At 45.0% G+C, this 18,575-nt stretch carries 19 protein-coding genes, 1 tRNA gene and 1 other annotated feature; of the genes, 17 read left to right on the top strand and 3 right to left on the bottom strand.

The window, feature by feature from the left end:
• Positions 1–29 precede the first annotated feature (29 nt).
• From sdhA to NST22_RS14760, 11 genes are all read left to right on the top strand, one after another.
• Positions 30–1,790 (top strand): succinate dehydrogenase flavoprotein subunit, encoded by a 1,761-nt coding sequence (sdhA, locus tag NST22_RS14810; protein ID WP_003229567.1) that lies wholly within the window; start codon positions 30–32, stop codon positions 1,788–1,790.
• Between the two features lie 2 nt (positions 1,791–1,792).
• Positions 1,793–2,554: a succinate dehydrogenase iron-sulfur subunit gene (gene sdhB, locus NST22_RS14805; RefSeq protein ID WP_003229569.1), complete on the top strand. Its 762-nt coding sequence runs from the start codon at positions 1,793–1,795 to the stop codon at positions 2,552–2,554.
• 60 nt (positions 2,555–2,614) lie between these two features.
• On the top strand, positions 2,615–3,058 hold the full coding sequence (locus NST22_RS14800; protein WP_003229571.1) for a thioesterase family protein: 444 nt from the start codon (positions 2,615–2,617) through the stop codon (positions 3,056–3,058).
• 115 nt (positions 3,059–3,173) lie between these two features.
• Positions 3,174–3,398, top strand: a complete 225-nt coding sequence (gerE, locus tag NST22_RS14795) for a spore germination transcription factor GerE (RefSeq protein ID WP_003184172.1) — start codon at positions 3,174–3,176, stop codon at positions 3,396–3,398.
• Positions 3,399–3,641: 243 nt separating this feature from the next.
• A complete protein-coding gene (locus NST22_RS14790; RefSeq protein ID WP_003229573.1) occupies positions 3,642–4,082 on the top strand; it encodes a MarR family transcriptional regulator in 441 nt (146 codons plus the stop codon).
• 7 nt (positions 4,083–4,089) lie between these two features.
• Complete coding sequence (gene racE, locus NST22_RS14785) at positions 4,090–4,908, top strand: glutamate racemase (protein ID WP_010886589.1); 819 nt, start codon at positions 4,090–4,092, stop codon at positions 4,906–4,908.
• A 114-nt stretch (positions 4,909–5,022) separates the two neighbouring features.
• Positions 5,023–6,123 carry a spore germination protein GerM gene (gerM, locus tag NST22_RS14780; RefSeq protein ID WP_003229578.1) on the top strand — a complete coding sequence of 367 codons (1,101 nt, stop codon included), beginning with the start codon at positions 5,023–5,025 and terminating at the stop codon, positions 6,121–6,123.
• Positions 6,124–6,233: 110 nt separating this feature from the next.
• A complete protein-coding gene (rph, locus tag NST22_RS14775) occupies positions 6,234–6,971 on the top strand; it encodes a ribonuclease PH (RefSeq protein WP_003246039.1) in 738 nt (245 codons plus the stop codon).
• Positions 6,972–6,983: 12 nt separating this feature from the next.
• On the top strand, positions 6,984–7,580 hold the full coding sequence (locus tag NST22_RS14770; protein ID WP_010886588.1) for an XTP/dITP diphosphatase: 597 nt from the start codon (positions 6,984–6,986) through the stop codon (positions 7,578–7,580).
• 15 nt (positions 7,581–7,595) lie between these two features.
• Complete coding sequence (locus NST22_RS14765; protein ID WP_003229585.1) at positions 7,596–8,105, top strand: metallophosphoesterase; 510 nt, start codon at positions 7,596–7,598, stop codon at positions 8,103–8,105.
• Positions 8,106–8,235: 130 nt separating this feature from the next.
• A tRNA-Arg gene (locus NST22_RS14760) sits at positions 8,236–8,309 on the top strand.
• A gap of 63 nt (positions 8,310–8,372) precedes the next feature.
• Here the strand turns inward: NST22_RS14760 and NST22_RS14755 are convergent.
• From NST22_RS14755 to cotQ, 3 genes are all read right to left on the bottom strand, one after another.
• Entirely contained in the window at positions 8,373–9,194 is an 822-nt protein-coding gene (locus NST22_RS14755; RefSeq protein WP_003229586.1) for a YsnF/AvaK domain-containing protein, read from the bottom strand.
• A 183-nt stretch (positions 9,195–9,377) separates the two neighbouring features.
• Positions 9,378–9,833, bottom strand: coding sequence for a GNAT family N-acetyltransferase (locus tag NST22_RS14750; RefSeq protein ID WP_004399128.1), 456 nt, complete (start codon positions 9,831–9,833; stop codon positions 9,378–9,380).
• Between the two features lie 168 nt (positions 9,834–10,001).
• Entirely contained in the window at positions 10,002–10,337 is a 336-nt protein-coding gene (cotQ, locus tag NST22_RS14745) for an inner spore coat protein CotQ (RefSeq protein WP_004398743.1), read from the bottom strand.
• Positions 10,338–10,784: 447 nt separating this feature from the next.
• Positions 10,785–11,031: a binding site (T-box leader), on the top strand.
• A gap of 121 nt (positions 11,032–11,152) precedes the next feature.
• Here cotQ and ilvB point away from each other — a divergent pair.
• From ilvB to leuC, 6 genes are read left to right on the top strand one after another with little or no spacing between them, the layout of a single operon-like run.
• Positions 11,153–12,877, top strand: a complete 1,725-nt coding sequence (ilvB, locus tag NST22_RS14740) for an acetolactate synthase large subunit (protein WP_004398643.1) — start codon at positions 11,153–11,155, stop codon at positions 12,875–12,877.
• On the top strand, positions 12,874–13,392 hold the full coding sequence (ilvN, locus tag NST22_RS14735) for an acetolactate synthase small subunit (RefSeq protein WP_004399096.1): 519 nt from the start codon (positions 12,874–12,876) through the stop codon (positions 13,390–13,392). The genes ilvB and ilvN overlap by 4 nt, the downstream gene beginning before the upstream one ends.
• A 23-nt stretch (positions 13,393–13,415) precedes the next feature.
• Positions 13,416–14,444, top strand: a complete 1,029-nt coding sequence (gene ilvC / locus NST22_RS14730; RefSeq protein WP_003222549.1) for a ketol-acid reductoisomerase — start codon at positions 13,416–13,418, stop codon at positions 14,442–14,444.
• Positions 14,431–15,987: a 2-isopropylmalate synthase gene (locus NST22_RS14725; protein ID WP_009967929.1), complete on the top strand. Its 1,557-nt coding sequence runs from the start codon at positions 14,431–14,433 to the stop codon at positions 15,985–15,987. The genes ilvC and NST22_RS14725 overlap by 14 nt, the downstream gene beginning before the upstream one ends.
• A gap of 20 nt (positions 15,988–16,007) precedes the next feature.
• On the top strand, positions 16,008–17,105 hold the full coding sequence (leuB, locus tag NST22_RS14720) for a 3-isopropylmalate dehydrogenase (protein ID WP_004399139.1): 1,098 nt from the start codon (positions 16,008–16,010) through the stop codon (positions 17,103–17,105).
• A 49-nt stretch (positions 17,106–17,154) separates the two neighbouring features.
• Positions 17,155–18,573 (top strand): 3-isopropylmalate dehydratase large subunit, encoded by a 1,419-nt coding sequence (gene leuC, locus NST22_RS14715; protein WP_003229604.1) that lies wholly within the window; start codon positions 17,155–17,157, stop codon positions 18,571–18,573.
• Positions 18,574–18,575: the final 2 nt, after the last annotated feature.

Below are 18,575 nucleotides of genomic sequence, written 5' to 3'. Positions count from 1 at the left end.
ACTAGATTACTAGAGGGAGAGGGGCTATCATGAGTCAATCAAGCATTATCGTAGTCGGCGGGGGTCTTGCCGGCCTCATGGCGACAATTAAAGCAGCGGAATCAGGAATGGCGGTTAAGTTGTTTTCCATCGTTCCTGTCAAACGTTCTCATTCGGTTTGTGCGCAAGGCGGCATAAACGGAGCGGTCAATACAAAAGGGGAAGGTGACTCTCCGTGGGAACATTTTGATGACACGGTATACGGGGGAGACTTTCTTGCCAACCAGCCGCCGGTCAAGGCGATGTGTGAAGCGGCGCCTTCAATCATCCACTTATTAGACCGGATGGGCGTCATGTTTAACCGGACGCCTGAAGGCCTGCTTGATTTCCGCCGATTCGGGGGTACACAGCACCACAGAACTGCTTATGCTGGTGCGACGACGGGACAGCAGCTGCTTTACGCACTGGACGAGCAAGTGCGCAGATACGAAGTTGCGGGTCTGGTCACAAAATACGAAGGCTGGGAATTCCTTGGCGCTGTTTTAGATGATGACAGAACCTGCCGTGGAATTGTTGCACAAAACCTGACAAACATGCAAATTGAATCCTTCCGTTCAGACGCTGTCATTATGGCGACGGGCGGACCGGGAATCATCTTTGGAAAATCAACGAACTCCATGATTAATACAGGATCTGCTGCATCAATCGTTTATCAGCAGGGAGCGTATTATGCAAACGGAGAATTCATTCAAATCCACCCGACAGCCATACCGGGCGATGACAAATTAAGACTGATGAGTGAATCAGCGCGTGGTGAAGGCGGGCGCGTGTGGACATATAAAGACGGCAAACCATGGTATTTCCTGGAGGAAAAATATCCGGCATACGGAAACCTGGTGCCGCGTGATATTGCGACACGCGAAATATTTGATGTGTGTGTGAACCAGAAGCTCGGCATTAACGGTGAAAACATGGTATATCTCGATCTGTCTCATAAAGATCCGAAAGAGCTTGATATTAAGCTTGGCGGCATCATTGAGATTTATGAGAAATTCATGGGAGACGACCCGCGTAAGCTCCCAATGAAAATCTTCCCGGCGGTCCATTATTCTATGGGCGGTTTATGGGTAGATTACGATCAAATGACAAACATCCCTGGACTGTTTGCGGCTGGGGAATGTGATTATTCTATGCACGGCGGCAACCGCTTGGGAGCGAACTCCCTGCTGTCTGCGATTTACGGAGGCATGGTGGCCGGTCCGAATGCGGTGAAATATGTAAACGGCTTAGAATCTTCAGCGGAAGACATGTCTTCATCTTTATTCGACGCTCACGTTAAGAAAGAAGAAGAAAAATGGGCTGATATTATGAGTATGGACGGAACCGAAAATGCCTATGTTCTTCACAAAGAGCTCGGTGAGTGGATGACGGCGAACGTAACGGTTGTCCGCCATAATGACAAGCTTTTGAAAACGGATGACAAAATTCAGGAGTTAATGGAGCGCTTCAAAAAGATCAACATCAATGACACGACAAAATGGAGCAACCAGGGAGCGATGTTCACACGCCAGTTCTCGAACATGCTTCAGCTTGCGAGGGTGATTACCCTTGGCGCATACAACCGTAATGAAAGCCGGGGCGCCCATTATAAACCGGATTATCCTGAACGTAATGATGACGAATGGCTCAAAACAACAATGGCTAAACATGTAAGCCCGTATGAAGCGCCGGAATTTGAGTATCAGGATGTCGATGTATCACTGATAACGCCTCGGAAACGGGATTACTCGAAGAAGAAGGTGGCGAAATAATCATGAGTGAACAAAAAACCATACGATTTATTATCACACGTCAAGATACAGCCGACAGCACGCCTTACGATGAAGAATTTGAGATTCCATACCGCCCGAATCTGAACGTCATTTCCGCTCTGATGGAAATCCGCCGGAATCCGGTTAATGTCAAAGGTGAGAAGACAACCCCTGTCACATGGGATATGAACTGTCTTGAGGAAGTATGCGGCGCATGTTCAATGGTCATAAACGGAAAACCCCGCCAGTCTTGCACGGCGCTTATCGACCAGCTTGAACAGCCGATCCGTTTAAAACCAATGAAAACATTCCCAGTTGTTCGTGATTTGCAGGTTGATCGCAGCAGAATGTTTGATTCATTGAAAAAAGTAAAAGCGTGGATACCGATTGACGGTACGTACGATTTAGGACCGGGGCCGAGAATGCCGGAAAAACGCCGTCAATGGGCATATGAATTATCAAAATGCATGACATGCGGCGTCTGCCTCGAAGCTTGCCCGAATGTGAACAGCAAATCGAAGTTCATGGGGCCTGCACCGATGTCGCAAGTCCGCCTGTTTAACGCGCATCCGACAGGCGCCATGAATAAATCTGAACGATTAGAAGCATTAATGGATGAAGGCGGCCTTGCAGATTGCGGCAACTCGCAAAACTGTGTTCAATCCTGTCCGAAGGGGATTCCGCTTACCACTTCGATTGCAGCCTTGAATAGAGATACAAACTTACAAGCGTTCCGCAATTTCTTCGGAAGCGACAGAGTATAAGAAGAAAAAACCTCTTCCGCATGGGAGAGGTTTTTTTAAACAATAAGGAGATGAAAAAAGATGAAGCTTCCCGCTTATATTGATATGCCGTTTCAAGAATGGAAAACATCCTTTTCTTTTGTTAATGAGGTATCCGTAAGATTTTCCGAGACAGACATGTTTGGGCATATGAATAATGTAACCCCTTTTATATATTTTGAGGAGGCGCGGATTTCTTATTTTAAAAAGCTGAATATGATGAGTGAAAACAAACAGACCATGACAGTCGTGGCAAGCCAGCAATGCGATTATTTGCGCCAAGTCATGCCTTATGAAGAATTGCGCATCTATGTGAAAATAAGCGCAGTCGGCAGTTCATCTCTTACCTTGCACTATCTCGGAGAGAACCTCGAAGGCGAACCCTGCTTCACCGGGGCAGTCGTGATGGTTCAAGTCTCAAAGGAAAGCGGCAAGGCTGTCAGCTGGACGGATGAGGAGAAAGAAACGCTTCTTCATACACGATAAACTAATTATCTTGTAAACGTCACCTCCTGCGCCCTTCTTACATATGATATCTCGACTATATCAAAACCCATTCGTTTCTGATTCGCTCTCACCTTAGCAAGGAGGGTTACAATACTTGAAGGAGAAAGAATTTCAATCGAAGCCGCTGCTAACGAAAAGAGAAAGAGAAGTGTTCGAATTGCTCGTTCAAGATAAGACAACAAAGGAGATTGCAAGCGAGCTATTTATCAGTGAGAAAACCGTTCGAAACCATATTTCAAATGCCATGCAGAAATTGGGTGTGAAAGGGCGTTCGCAAGCCGTTGTTGAGCTTCTTAGAATGGGTGAGCTAGAGCTTTAATCCTTGCCGGTATTCCTTCTTTTGGAAGGAGCCGGTTATTGCTGTTTGTTTGGAACATTCGAAACCATATTTGGAATGCTGTGCAAAACGTAGGCAAGTCATAAATTAAATTTTATTTCTTGATGTTGTTTGACTAAAGTCCTCTATTTCTCTCCTGCGAGTCTTGCATTTTCTTCAAAAAAGAAGGAAAATAGACACGGAACGCTTTTGTGCGTAAGAGATCCTTGAGTGAGGGATGGACAAATGACATCAAAACCTTTGGAGCATGTTGCGGATATTGAAAAGTCACTCCGCCACATTGCCGCGATCATTAAGCAAAAAGGACGAGAAATCCTTAACCAATATGCGATTACGCCGCCGCAATTTGTCGGCTTGCAATGGCTTTATGAATTAGGAGATATGACAATCGGTGAATTATCGGGCAAAATGTATCTGGCATGCAGCACGACAACGGACTTAATCGACCGCATGCAAAAAAATGAGCTTGTTGAGCGGGTCAAGGACCCGGCGGACAGACGTGTTGTCAGGATACATCTGCTGCCTGAAGGAGAACGGATTATCCAAGAGGTCATTACAAAAAGACAGGAATATCTGCGTGATATGTTCGAATCGTTTACAGATGAAGAAATAGCCATCTTCGAAAAATCTTTGATGAAACTGCAGCATGAAATGAAGAGAAAATGAGGCGATTTTGTTGGAACAACCAATAGGAGTCATTGATTCCGGGGTTGGCGGTTTAACCGTTGCGAAGGAAATCATGAGACAGCTACCTAAAGAAAATATTATCTACGTCGGGGATACGAAACGGTGTCCTTACGGGCCGCGCCCTGAAGAAGAGGTGCTTCAATATACGTGGGAGCTGACGAATTATTTACTCGAAAACCACCACATCAAAATGCTCGTGATCGCCTGTAATACAGCAACAGCGATCGCTTTGGATGACATCCAGCGCAGCGTCGGTATACCGGTGGTCGGAGTCATCCAGCCTGGTGCGAGAGCAGCGATAAAAGTGACGGATAATCAGCATATCGGTGTCATCGGCACAGAGAATACGATTAAGAGCAATGCATACGAAGAAGCGCTTTTGGCATTAAACCCTGATTTGAAGGTTGAAAACCTTGCCTGCCCGCTGCTTGTGCCTTTTGTGGAAAGCGGGAAGTTTCTCGACAAAACAGCAGACGAGATTGTTAAAACCTCGCTGTATCCGTTAAAAGACACATCAATTGATTCGCTGATTTTAGGCTGCACCCATTACCCTATTTTAAAAGAAGCCATTCAAAGATATATGGGAGAGCACGTAAACATTATTTCGTCCGGCGATGAAACAGCCCGGGAAGTCAGCACAATTCTCTCTTATAAAGGGCTGCTGAACCAGTCTCCGATTGCCCCGGATCATCAGTTCCTGACAACAGGGGCGCGTGATCAGTTTGCAAAAATCGCAGACGATTGGTTTGGCCATGAAGTCGGGCATGTGGAATGTATCTCACTGCAAGAACCGATTAAAAGATAGTTTTCCCCGCAACGGTATGTTGCGGGTTTTTTTCTGTTTTGCCGGAATTCTTCGGTCTATTTCCTAAAGAGGCTCGTATACATAATAGTACAAACATCCTTAGGAGGGAAAAGTATGCTGAAAAAAGGACCTGCAGTCATTGGTGCCACTTGTCTCACCTCTGCCTTGCTTTTATCCGGATGCGGTTTGTTTCAATCTGATAAGGCAGCCGAGGAAATTGATCCGCCTCAAGACGTTACATTCGTGAACGATGAAGCGGGTGCCAATTCAAATACAACAGCAGCCAAAAAAACAGAAAGTGAAAAAAGCGATACCGCAAAAGCGGATCAAGCCTCATCTACTGTTATGAGGGAGCTTTATCTCATTGATAAAAACGGGTATGTTGTTGCGCAAACGCTGCCTCTTCCTAAAAGTGAGAGCACGGCTAAGCAGGCGCTTGAATACCTCGTACAGGGCGGGCCTGTGTCTGAAATTCTTCCGAATGGCTTCAGAGCTGTATTGCCGGCTGACACCACCGTTAACGTTGACATCAAAAAAGATGGAACGGCGATAGCTGATTTCTCTAATGAGTTCAAAAATTATAAGAAAGAAGACGAACAGAAAATCGTTCAATCTGTGACGTGGACGCTGACGCAATTTAGTTCGATAGATAAAGTGAAGCTGAGAATAAACGGGCATGAACTGAAGGAGATGCCTGTAGGAGGGACGCCGATCTCAGATGATTTAAGCCGCAAAGACGGCATTAATTTGGAAACAGCCGGTGTAAATGATCTCACTGCTACCCATCCGCTGACAGTCTACTATTTGGCGGAAAATGAAGACAGTGAATACTACGTGCCGGTGACCAAACGAATCGACAATTCGGAAAAAGACGACATCACAGCAGCCATTAATGAATTGGCTAAAGGGCCGAGCAAGGTGAGCGGGCTGTTAACAGACTTCAGTGAAGATGTAAAGCTGGTCAGCAAACCGAAAATCAAAGACGGGCGCGTGACGTTGGATTTCAATCAATCTATATTCGGCAGCGCCGATGAGAAGACGAAAATGATTTCTTCAGAAGTGCTGAACAGCATTGTGCTGACGTTAACGGAGCAGCCGGATGTAAAAAGCGTCTCTGTTAAAGTGAACGGAAAATCAGAGCTGGTAAATGAAAAAGGCGAAAAGCTCACAGAACCGGTCTCCAGACCATCTCAAGTGAATACGGGTAGTTTTTAAATTGGGATTTTTGATATACTAGGAAGAAAGAGGTTAGCGTTCCGGCTGCCTCTTTCTTTATTCAATTCCGGGACAAAAATGGTTTATGTACATACAATCGGAGGTAAAACATGAGACATGACGGAAGACAACACGATGAGCTGCGTCCAATCACATTCGATTTGGATTTTATCAGCCATCCGGAAGGTTCTGTTCTAATAACAGCGGGAAATACAAAGGTAATCTGCAACGCGTCTGTTGAGGACCGCGTACCGCCGTTTTTGCGGGGCGGAGGGAAAGGCTGGATTACAGCAGAGTACAGCATGCTGCCGCGGGCAACAAACCAAAGAACAATCAGAGAATCTTCTAAGGGGAAAATTTCCGGCAGAACAATGGAGATCCAACGCCTGATCGGCCGCGCGCTTCGAGCTGTTGTAGATCTGGAAAAGCTCGGTGAACGGACGATTTGGATTGACTGTGATGTCATTCAAGCTGATGGAGGAACTAGAACAGCTTCCATTACAGGCGCATTTCTTGCTATGGCGATTGCGATTGGCAAGCTGATCAAAGCAGGAACAATCAAGACAAATCCGATCACTGATTTTCTTGCTGCAATCTCTGTTGGAATTGATAAGGAACAGGGAATTTTGTTAGATTTAAATTATGAAGAAGATTCCTCTGCTGAAGTTGACATGAATGTCATCATGACAGGCAGCGGCCGTTTTGTGGAATTGCAGGGAACCGGGGAAGAGGCAACTTTTTCTAGAGAGGATCTGAACGGTCTTCTGGGTCTTGCGGAAAAAGGAATCCAAGAGCTGATTGACAAGCAAAAAGAAGTGCTGGGTGATTCTCTGCCAGAACTGAAATAAAGACAGAAAGGCTTGATCATCATGAAAGAAGCAATTATTGCAACACATAATCCGGGAAAAGTGAAGGAATTCAAAGAAATTCTTGAGCCAAGAGGCTATGATGTCAAATCTTTAGCTGAAATTGGATTCACAGAGGAAATTGAAGAAACAGGCCATACATTTGAAGAAAATGCCATTATGAAAGCGGAAGCTGTTGCCAAAGCAGTGAACAAAATGGTGATTGCGGATGACTCCGGACTATCCATCGATAATCTTGGCGGCAGACCCGGGGTTTATTCAGCCCGCTATGCAGGGGAACAGAAAGACGACCAGGCAAATATCGAAAAAGTGCTCAGCGAGCTGAAAGGTATCGAAAAAGAACAGCGCACCGCCCGTTTCCGCTGCGCACTGGCCGTGAGTATTCCCGGAGAGGAAACAAAAACAGTCGAAGGCCATGTTGAAGGGTATATTGCTGAAGAACCGAGAGGAGAATATGGCTTTGGCTATGACCCAATTTTTATCGTGAAAGATAAAGATAAGACGATGGCTGAACTGACAAGTGATGAAAAAAATAAAATCAGCCATAGGGCTGACGCGCTTAAAAAGCTGTCTAAGCTTTTGGAGGCATAAGGAGGAAGCTTGTACATGAACGTGCTGATTATCAGTGACAGCCATGGGCTTGAAGAAGAACTCCAAACCATTGCGAAACGGCATGAGGCAGAAGTTGATCTCATGATTCATTGCGGGGACTCTGAGCTTGAGACGAGGCATCCTGCATTGGAGCCTTATGCGGTTGTAAAAGGCAATTGCGATTTTGCCGGCGATTTTAAGGACGAGCTTCTTCTGACTGCCGGCTCAAGAAAAATACTAGTCACACACGGCCACCTTCACGGTATAAAACAGACCTTGTTAAACGTATACTATCGTGCAGAGGAGCTCGGGGCGGATGTTATCTGCTTCGGGCATTCGCACATCGCGGGAAGCGAAGTGCTGCGCGGAAAACTGATGATTAACCCAGGCAGCATCCGGCTTCCGAGGGTGCGCAGGACAGAAAGCTATGCTATACTGACATTAGAAAATGATGCTGCGACAGTCCGTTTTTACGACCAAGCAGGCAATGAAATTGAGGATCTGCAAAATCGAGTCACACTATGAAAATGTCATGAGGAAGAAAATTTTCTTCCTCATGAAAAAAATTCTAAAAAACCGTTGACTTATTATTGCATCCCATATATAATAAATCTTGTCGCTGATAGTTAAAGCGAAAAACAAAAAAACAAAACGTGTCCCAGTAGCTCAGCTGGATAGAGCAACGGCCTTCTAAGCCGTCGGTCGGGAGTTCGAATCTCTCCTGGGACGTACCAAAAGAAAAACCTCAAATCCATTTAGGATTTGAGGTTTTTTGTTGTCGGTCTATGATTTTCATTTGTTATTTAACGGATCATCATCCAAGCCGTCAACTTTTCCTTCTTTATTCAGACGAGGTTCTTCTTTTTTCACAGTTTCAGAAATATGTTCATTTTCTTCAACAGTGCGTTTGCCGACAACCACTTCATCAGTGACAACCGGTTTTTTAGTCACTTCCAGCTTTTCCTCAACGATTGGAACTCTGATCTCTTCCGAATCGTTGACGGGAGCAGCGTCCGTTTTATTTTCATCCACTGGACGGCGTTCGACATAAATTTCATCATGTCTCACCGGAATGTCCATATCTCTTTTTTCTGTTTTCACTTCTTTTCCTATTTCTACTTCGCCGGTTTGAACGTCTTCCTTATCGACCTTCAGCTGTTCTTCCCGGAGCGGCATCGTTTTTTCTTCTTTCGTTGTATAATCCAATTCATTTGTGCTTGAAAAGCCGCCTGAAAGGGCATTGCCGTTATCAATAGGAGCAATTACATCTGCATCTGTATCGACGGCTACCAGAAGTTTTCCGTCATCCAAATCTTCTTGATACTTGTCTATTTCATCAGTTTTAATATCCAAGTCGGATAATGCTTTGCTGTGTGTAGCAGTATCATCCATTGTGAAATAATCTTTCAGTTTATCGAAAAAAGATTCAGATTCGTCCTGATGTGCATCGATAGCTTGATTGACTTCTGTTCCTGTACGTGACTCCAAATAATCTGTATCTCGCCGGCTTGTCACAACAGAAATGTCATCAGAATCATAGCCTTTTGTAAGTAAGCCTTCAATCGCTGCGATGGTTTCCTGCGGAGTTTCATATACACCAACTATGCTTTTCATATCAATCTCCTCCTTTATGAATTTGCATGATATCGTTCATGTCGTTTGTAATTCCCGCTGTTCTTTGAATTAAACAAAATTGAAAACATTGGCGTGTATCATAAAGGTGAAAAATGTGTGAATATAAAAAAAGATAGATAAGACAGACCTTCCCCTGCACTTATCTATCCTTATAAAGCCGTCTCACAATTTCTTCGTCATAAACACACTGTTTGGATCTTCACCGTAGTCTGCAAACGGTTCACAATACTGGAAACCGAAGCTTTCATACAATTTTCTTGCCGGCTCAAATGAAGCCATTGAACCCGTTTCTAAGCTTAACCGCTCATAGCCTCGCTTCTCGGCTTCTTCAATGATGTGCTGGAGAACTTGTTTGGCAACGCCTTTTCTTAAATGTGATGCAGATGTTCGCATTGATTTGATTTCTCCATGCCGGGTGTCCAGTTCTTTTAGCGCTCCGCAGCCAGCTAGTTCATCACCTTCCCATGCGCTCCAAAATGTTATTTCAGGCCCTCTTAGTTTTTCTAGACCTAAGGCATGAATGCTTTCTGGCGGGGACATAAGCGTCATGCTATGTAAATGCTCATTCACCAGTGAAACCACCTGACGTCCAGTTAAATCGTCTATTTTTATATGCAATTTTATTCCTCCTCGAAAACTTACGGATTGTGCAGAATATCGTTCAATTCATCTTAATCATATTCCATCCTGTTTCCAAATATAAAGACAGAAAATGTGACTGTACTTGTGAAGTCGTTTTAAAACAATAAAAGGACCGCAATAGATGTTCGGCCCTTGTGGTATTCTTTAATATCTAAAGCCTCCGTGTACGCCTGGCGCCCCGCTGAATCCGCCGGCATGTATCGCTGGAGCACTTAAGCTGCCGCCATGGCCGCTAAAGCCTGCACCTGAAAATTGCTGTCCGTAAAATCCTGAAGCGTATGGGAATGAGGAGTACATTCCAGAGGGAGTGGTTAACGGGCTGTATGCCTGACTGAACGGCTGTCCGTATCCGTAGCCTCCAAATGGCTGCTGGCTTTGCTGGTAAAAGGGAGGGACAGCAGGATAGTACTGCTGCGGAAAGTTGGGGAAGCTTGGAAAGCCCGCAGGAAATCCTTGCATGTCTGCAAATGATTTATTCATCGTATCACCTTTTCTTTGCAAGATATCATTAATGTATGCCGAGGGAACAAGAGAAGTGCCTATCCGAAATTGAAATGGATTGCAAGATGATCTGTCAGACTCAATCCATATACGAACCATATCGTGTTATAAAATCTTCCATGTTTATATAAAATTAAATAATTCTGGTGTATTCTTGATAGATTAATAAAAAAATTATAAAAACTTTTAACATTTGCAATTCCTTTTGTACCAATAATGAAAGCGTATACAATATAGATTGATTAATCAAAATTGTCTAATAATTTTAAAAAATGCTGTTGACACTGCGTCCAAAGCGGCGTAATATGAGTTCAACAAAAGATAAATGCAAGCTTCACAAGCGAAAATCATCGCAGTATGATTCTAAAAAAATGAAAAACAAACGACCTTCTTGAACAGCTGGAAAGCCGTTCCGAAGGCTGAATATGAAAAGCGCAGATGAGGATAAGTAGCCTTGATAAAGTTTTCCACAGAGAACCGGGTTAGCTGAGAACCGGCGAAGCTTTACAAGGTGAACTCGCCTCAGAGTGCCAGTCTGAAATGACAGTAGGACTTGGCCGGGTGAACTTGATTCACTCGTTACTAAAGCGGATAGAAATATCCATGAGACGGCCGATTAACAGGCCGTAAACAAGGGTGGTACCGCGGAAAGAAAAGCCTTTTCGCCCCTTTTAGCTATCGCAGTTACTGCGCGGCTGATTGTGGGCGGAAGGGCTTTTTTTATTGAATAATCAGCTATCTAGCTAATGAAAAGATGATCTTTAAAGGATGAAAATCCAAAAGGAGGAACTAAAATGGGGACTAATGTACAGGTGGATTCAGCATCTGCCGAATGTACACAGACGATGAGCGGAGCATTAATGCTGATTGAATCATTAAAAAAAGAGAAAGTAGAAATGATCTTCGGTTATCCGGGCGGGGCTGTGCTTCCGATTTACGATAAGCTATACAATTCAGGGTTGGTACATATCCTTCCCCGTCACGAACAAGGAGCAATTCATGCAGCGGAGGGATACGCAAGGGTCTCCGGAAAACCGGGTGTCGTCATTGCCACGTCAGGGCCGGGAGCGACAAACCTTGTTACAGGCCTTGCTGATGCCATGATTGATTCATTGCCGTTAGTCGTCTTTACAGGGCAGGTAGCAACCTCTGTAATCGGGAGCGATGCATTTCAGGAAGCAGACATTTTAGGGATTACGATGCCAGTAACAAAACACAGCTACCAGGTTCGCCAGCCGGAAGATCTGCCGCGCATCATTAAAGAAGCGTTCCATATTGCAACAACTGGAAGACCCGGACCTGTATTGATTGATATTCCGAAAGATGTAGCAACAATTGAAGGAGAATTCAGCTACGATCATGAGATGAATCTCCCGGGATACCAGCCGACAACAGAGCCGAATTATTTGCAGATCCGCAAGCTTGTGGAAGCCGTGAGCAGTGCGAAAAAACCGGTGATCCTGGCGGGTGCGGGCGTACTGCACGGAAAAGCGTCAGAAGAATTAAAAAATTATGCTGAACAGCAGCAAATCCCTGTGGCACACACCCTTTTGGGGCTCGGAGGCTTCCCGGCTGACCATCCGCTTTTCCTAGGGATGGCGGGAATGCACGGTACTTATACAGCCAATATGGCCCTTCATGAATGTGATCTATTAATCAGTATCGGCGCCCGTTTTGATGACCGTGTCACAGGAAACCTGAAACACTTTGCCAGAAACGCAAAGATAGCCCACATCGATATTGATCCAGCTGAAATCGGAAAAATCATGAAAACACAGATTCCTGTAGTCGGAGACAGCAAAATTGTCCTGCAGGAGCTGATCAAACAAGACGGCAAACAAAGCGATTCAAGCGAATGGAAAAAACAGCTCGCAGAATGGAAAGAAGAGTATCCGCTCTGGTATGTAGATAATGAAGAAGAAGGTTTTAAACCTCAGAAATTGATTGAATATATTCATCAATTTACAAAAGGAGAGGCCATTGTCGCAACGGATGTAGGCCAGCATCAAATGTGGTCAGCGCAATTTTATCCGTTCCAAAAAGCAGATAAATGGGTCACGTCAGGCGGACTTGGAACGATGGGATTCGGTCTTCCGGCGGCGATCGGCGCACAGCTGGCCGAAAAAGATGCTACTGTTGTCGCGGTTGTCGGAGACGGCGGATTCCAAATGACGCTTCAAGAACTCGATGTTATTCGCGAATTAAATCTTCCGGTCAAGGTAGTGATTTTAAATAACGCTTGTCTCGGAATGGTCAGACAGTGGCAGGAAATTTTCTATGAAGAACGTTATTCAGAATCTAAATTCGCTTCTCAGCCTGACTTCGTCAAATTGTCCGAAGCATACGGCATTAAAGGCATCAGAATTTCATCAGAAGCGGAAGCAAAGGAAAAGCTGGAAGAGGCATTAACATCAAGAGAACCTGTTGTCATTGACGTGCGGGTTGCCAGCGAAGAAAAAGTATTCCCGATGGTGGCTCCGGGGAAAGGGCTGCATGAAATGGTGGGGGTGAAACCTTGAAAAGAATTATCACATTGACTGTGGTGAACCGCTCCGGGGTGTTAAACCGGATCACCGGTCTATTCACAAAAAGGCATTACAACATTGAAAGCATTACAGTTGGACACACAGAAACAGCCGGCGTTTCCAGAATCACCTTCGTCGTTCATGTTGAAGGTGAAAATGATGTTGAACAGTTAACGAAACAGCTCAACAAACAGATTGATGTGCTGAAAGTCACAGACATCACAAATCAATCGATTGTCCAGAGGGAGCTGGCCTTAATCAAGGTTGTCTCCGCACCTTCAACAAGAACAGAGATTAATGGAATCATAGAACCGTTTAGAGCCTCTGTCGTTGATGTCAGCAGAGACAGCATCGTTGTTCAGGTGACAGGTGAATCTAACAAAATTGAAGCGCTTATTGAGTTATTAAAACCTTATGGCATTAAAGAAATCGCGAGAACAGGTACAACGGCTTTTGCGAGGGGAACCCAGCAAAAGGCGTCATCCAATAAAACAATATCTATTGTATAAAACATAACAAGGGAGAGATTGAAATGGTAAAAGTATATTATAACGGTGATATCAAAGAGAACGTATTGGCTGGAAAAACAGTAGCGGTTATCGGGTACGGTTCGCAAGGCCACGCACATGCCCTGAACCTTAAAGAAAGCGGAGTAGACGTGATCGTCGGTGTTAGACAAGGAAAATCTTTCACTCAAGCCCAAGAAGACGGACATAAAGTATTTTCAGTAAAAGAAGCGGCAGCCCAAGCCGAAATCATCATGGTTCTGCTTCCGGATGAGCAGCAGCAAAAAGTATACGAAGCTGAAATCAAAGATGAATTGACAGCAGGAAAATCATTAGTATTCGCTCATGGATTTAACGTGCATTTCCATCAAATTGTTCCTCCGGCGGATGTAGATGTATTCTTAGTGGCCCCTAAAGGCCCGGGACACTTGGTAAGAAGAACATATGAGCAAGGAGCTGGCGTACCTGCATTGTTCGCAATCTATCAAGATGTGACTGGAGAAGCAAGAGACAAAGCCCTCGCTTATGCTAAAGGAATCGGCGGCGCAAGAGCGGGCGTATTAGAAACGACATTTAAAGAAGAAACAGAAACAGATTTGTTCGGTGAGCAAGCAGTTCTTTGCGGCGGATTAAGCGCGCTTGTCAAAGCCGGATTTGAAACCTTAACTGAAGCAGGTTATCAGCCTGAACTTGCATACTTCGAGTGTCTTCATGAGCTGAAATTAATCGTAGACCTTATGTACGAAGAAGGACTTGCAGGAATGAGATATTCAATCTCTGACACAGCACAGTGGGGAGATTTCGTATCAGGCCCTCGCGTTGTGGACGCTAAAGTAAAAGAATCTATGAAAGAAGTATTAAAAGATATCCAAAACGGTACATTCGCAAAAGAGTGGATCGTCGAAAACCAAGTAAACCGTCCTCGTTTCAACGCTATCAATGCAAGCGAGAACGAACATCAAATCGAAGTAGTGGGAAGAAAGCTTCGTGAAATGATGCCGTTTGTGAAACAAGGCAAGAAGAAGGAAGCGGTGGTCTCCGTTGCGCAAAATTAATTTTTTCGATACGACGCTTCGTGATGGTGAACAGTCCCCTGGAGTGAACTTGAATACACAGGAGAAACTTGCCATAGCTAAGCAGCTCGAAAGACTCGGGGCAGACATCATTGAAGCGGGATTTCCCGCTTCGTCCCGAGGTGACTTTTTAGCTGTTCAGGAAATCGCAAGAACCATTAAAAATTGTTCAGTAACTGGTCTGGCCCGTTGTGTAAAAGGTGATATTGATGCTGCTTGGGAAGCGTTAAAGGATGGCGCTCAACCAAGAATTCATGTATTTATCGCGACATCGGACATTCATTTGAAGCACAAGCTGAAAATGACACGTGAACAAGTCATTGAAAGAGCAGTTGGAATGGTGAAATACGCAAAAGAACGTTTTCCGATTGTGCAATGGTCAGCTGAAGATGCCTGCCGCACTGAACTGCCGTTTCTAGCAGAAATCGTCGAGAAAGTGATTGACGCAGGCGCCAGTGTTATCAATCTTCCGGACACTGTCGGCTACCTGGCCCCGGCGGAATACGGAAATATCTTTAAATATATGAAAGAAAACGTTCCGAACATTCACAAAGCAAAGCTTTCAGCCCACTGTCATGATGATTTGGGAATGGCAGTCGCAAACTCTCTTGCTGCGATTGAAAATGGCGCTGATCAAATCGAATGCGCTGTGAACGGGATCGGTGAAAGAGCCGGAAACGCGGCATTAGAGGAAATTGCCGTAGCCCTCCATACCAGAAAAGATTTCTACCAAGTCGAAACAGGTATTACGCTGAACGAGATTAAGAGAACAAGTGATTTAGTAAGCAAACTGACAGGCATGGCTGTCCCGCGCAACAAAGCGGTTGTTGGAGATAATGCATTTGCTCATGAATCAGGCATCCATCAGGACGGCTTTTTAAAGGAAAAATCGACTTATGAAATTATTTCACCGGAGCTTGTCGGCGTAACCGCAGATGCGCTTGTCCTAGGTAAACATTCCGGACGCCACGCATTTAAAGACCGGCTGACTGCTTTAGGATTCCAATTTGACAGTGAAGAGATTAATAAATTCTTTACGATGTTCAAAGAGTTGACTGAGAAGAAAAAAGAAATCACTGATGAGGATCTTGTTTCTCTTATTTTAGAAGAAAAAGTAACAGATCGCAAGATTGGGTATGAATTTCTTTCTCTGCAAGTACATTACGGAACAAGTCAGGTCCCTACGGCTACTCTATCTTTGAAAAATCAAGAAAACGCACAGCTTATTCAGGAAGCTGCAACTGGAGCTGGAAGCGTGGAAGCAATCTACAATACGCTTGAGCGCTGCATCGATAAGGATGTGGAGCTCTTAGACTACCGCATTCAGTCTAATAGAAAAGGCGAAGATGCATTTGCCCAGGTGTATGTAAGAGTTTTGGTGAACGGAAAAGAATCAGCAGGGCGGGGCATAGCGCAAGACGTATTAGAAGCATCAGCGAAAGCCTATTTGAACGCAGTAAACCGTCAATTGGTTTTCCAGTCGAATATGAGCGGATTGAAAAACCACACAGCTGTCGGATCATAAAAGAAAGGAGAACGGTTAACTTGAAGAAACGTATTGCTCTATTGCCCGGAGACGGGATCGGCCCTGAAGTATTAGAATCAGCGACAGACGTACTGAAAAGTGTTGCCGAACGCTTTAACCATGAATTTGAATTTGAATATGGCCTGATTGGAGGGGCGGCTATTGATGAACATCATAACCCCCTCCCGGAGGAAACCGTTGCTGCTTGTAAAAATGCAGACGCGATATTGCTTGGTGCTGTCGGCGGACCGAAATGGGATCAAAATCCTTCGGAACTGAGACCGGAAAAAGGGCTGCTCAGCATCAGAAAACAGCTTGATTTGTTTGCGAATTTGCGGCCTGTGAAGGTATTTGAAAGCCTTTCTGACGCTTCGCCTTTGAAAAAAGAATATATAGATAATGTTGATTTCGTTATCGTTCGTGAGCTCACAGGCGGCTTGTATTTCGGCCAGCCGAGCAAACGTTATGTAAACACTGAAGGTGAGCAGGAAGCAGTAGATACACTGTTTTATAAGCGAACGGAAATTGAACGAGTGATCAGAGAGGGCTTCAAAATGGCGGCAGCCAGAAAAGGCAAAGTGACCTCTGTAGATAAAGCGAATGTTCTTGAATCAAGCCGGCTGTGGCGTGAAGTGGCTGAGGACGTTGCACAAGAATTTCCTGATGTGAAGCTTGAGCACATGCTTGTGGATAACGCGGCCATGCAGCTAATTTATGCACCGAATCAATTTGATGTCGTGGTGACTGAAAATATGTTCGGTGATATTTTAAGCGATGAAGCGTCCATGCTTACAGGCTCGCTCGGAATGCTCCCGTCAGCCAGCCTATCAAGCTCTGGCCTTCATCTGTTTGAACCTGTTCATGGCTCCGCGCCTGATATTGCCGGTAAAGGGATGGCAAATCCGTTCGCAGCCATATTGTCAGCGGCAATGCTTTTGAGAACATCTTTCGGGCTTGAAGAGGAAGCGAAAGCTGTAGAAGATGCGGTAAACAAAGTCTTGGCTTCTGGAAAAAGAACAAGAGACTTGGCACGGAGTGAAGAGTTCAGCAGCACTCAGGCCATTACAGAGGAAGTTAAGGCAGCAATCATGAGTGAAAATACAATTTCTAATGTGTGACAGCTTACGTTAAGCGGTCTTAGCTCTAGGTAGAGGGAGGAAATAAAAGATGATGCCTCGAACAATCATCGAAAAGATTTGGGATCAGCATATTGTAAAACATGGTGAGGGAAAGCCGGATCTTCTCTATATTGATTTGCACCTCATTCATGAGGTGACGTCTCCTCAGGCATTTGAAGGCTTGAGACAAAAGGGAAGAAAGGTCAGAAGACCCCAAAACACATTTGCGACAATGGACCACAACATCCCGACTGTCAATCGTTTTGAGATAAAGGATGAAGTTGCGAAACGCCAGGTAACGGCGCTTGAAAGAAACTGTGAGGAATTTGGCGTGCGCCTTGCCGATCTTCACAGTGTGGATCAAGGGATTGTCCATGTCGTCGGACCTGAACTAGGCTTAACGCTTCCAGGGAAAACGATTGTGTGCGGTGACAGTCATACATCAACACATGGCGCTTTCGGCGCTCTTGCATTTGGAATCGGGACGAGTGAAGTTGAACATGTCCTTTCCACACAGACACTTTGGCAGCAGCGTCCAAAAACACTTGAAGTGCGCGTAGATGGAACGCTTCAAAAAGGGGTAACGGCAAAGGATGTCATCCTTGCTGTCATCGGCAAATACGGTGTGAAATTCGGCACAGGCTACGTCATTGAATACACTGGGGAAGTATTCAGAAATATGACGATGGATGAACGAATGACTGTTTGTAACATGTCAATTGAAGCAGGAGCAAGAGCAGGTTTGATTGCACCTGACGAGGTGACGTTTGAATATTGCAAAAATCGCAAGTACACGCCAAAAGGCGAAGAATTTGACAAGGCCGTAGAGGAATGGAAGGCGCTGCGCACAGACCCGGGCGCTGTTTACGATAAATCTATCGTCCTTGACGGCAACAAAATTTCCCCTATGGTGACATGGGGCATTAACCCGGGAATGGTTCTTCCTGTCGATTCTGAAGTTCCTGCGCCGGAAAGCTTTTCTGCAGAAGACGATAAAAAAGAAGCGATTCGTGCTTATGAATATATGGGATTGACTCCTCACCAAAAAATTGAAGACATTAAAGTGGAGCACGTATTTATCGGTTCCTGCACAAATTCCCGCATGACTGACCTTCGACAGGCTGCTGACATGATCAAAGGGAAGAAGGTAGCTGACAGCGTAAGGGCCATCGTCGTGCCCGGATCCCAAAGCGTGAAGCTTCAGGCTGAAAAAGAAGGGCTTGACCAGATTTTCTTGGAAGCTGGATTTGAATGGAGAGAGTCAGGCTGCAGCATGTGTTTGAGTATGAATAATGATGTTGTTCCTGAGGGAGAGCGCTGTGCATCAACCTCTAACCGCAACTTCGAGGGCAGACAAGGAAAAGGTGCAAGAACACATCTCGTCAGCCCGGCAATGGCTGCGATGGCTGCCATTCACGGACACTTCGTTGATGTCAGAAAGTTTTATCAGGAAAAAACAGTTGTGTAAGG

Origin of the sequence: Bacillus sp. PS237, from assembly GCF_037963345.1 — a bacterium.
GTDB classification, from domain to species: domain Bacteria; phylum Bacillota; class Bacilli; order Bacillales; family Bacillaceae; genus Bacillus; species Bacillus subtilis.
Note: the sequence above shows the minus strand (reverse complement) of the source record. Positions and strands in the feature narration are given on the sequence as shown.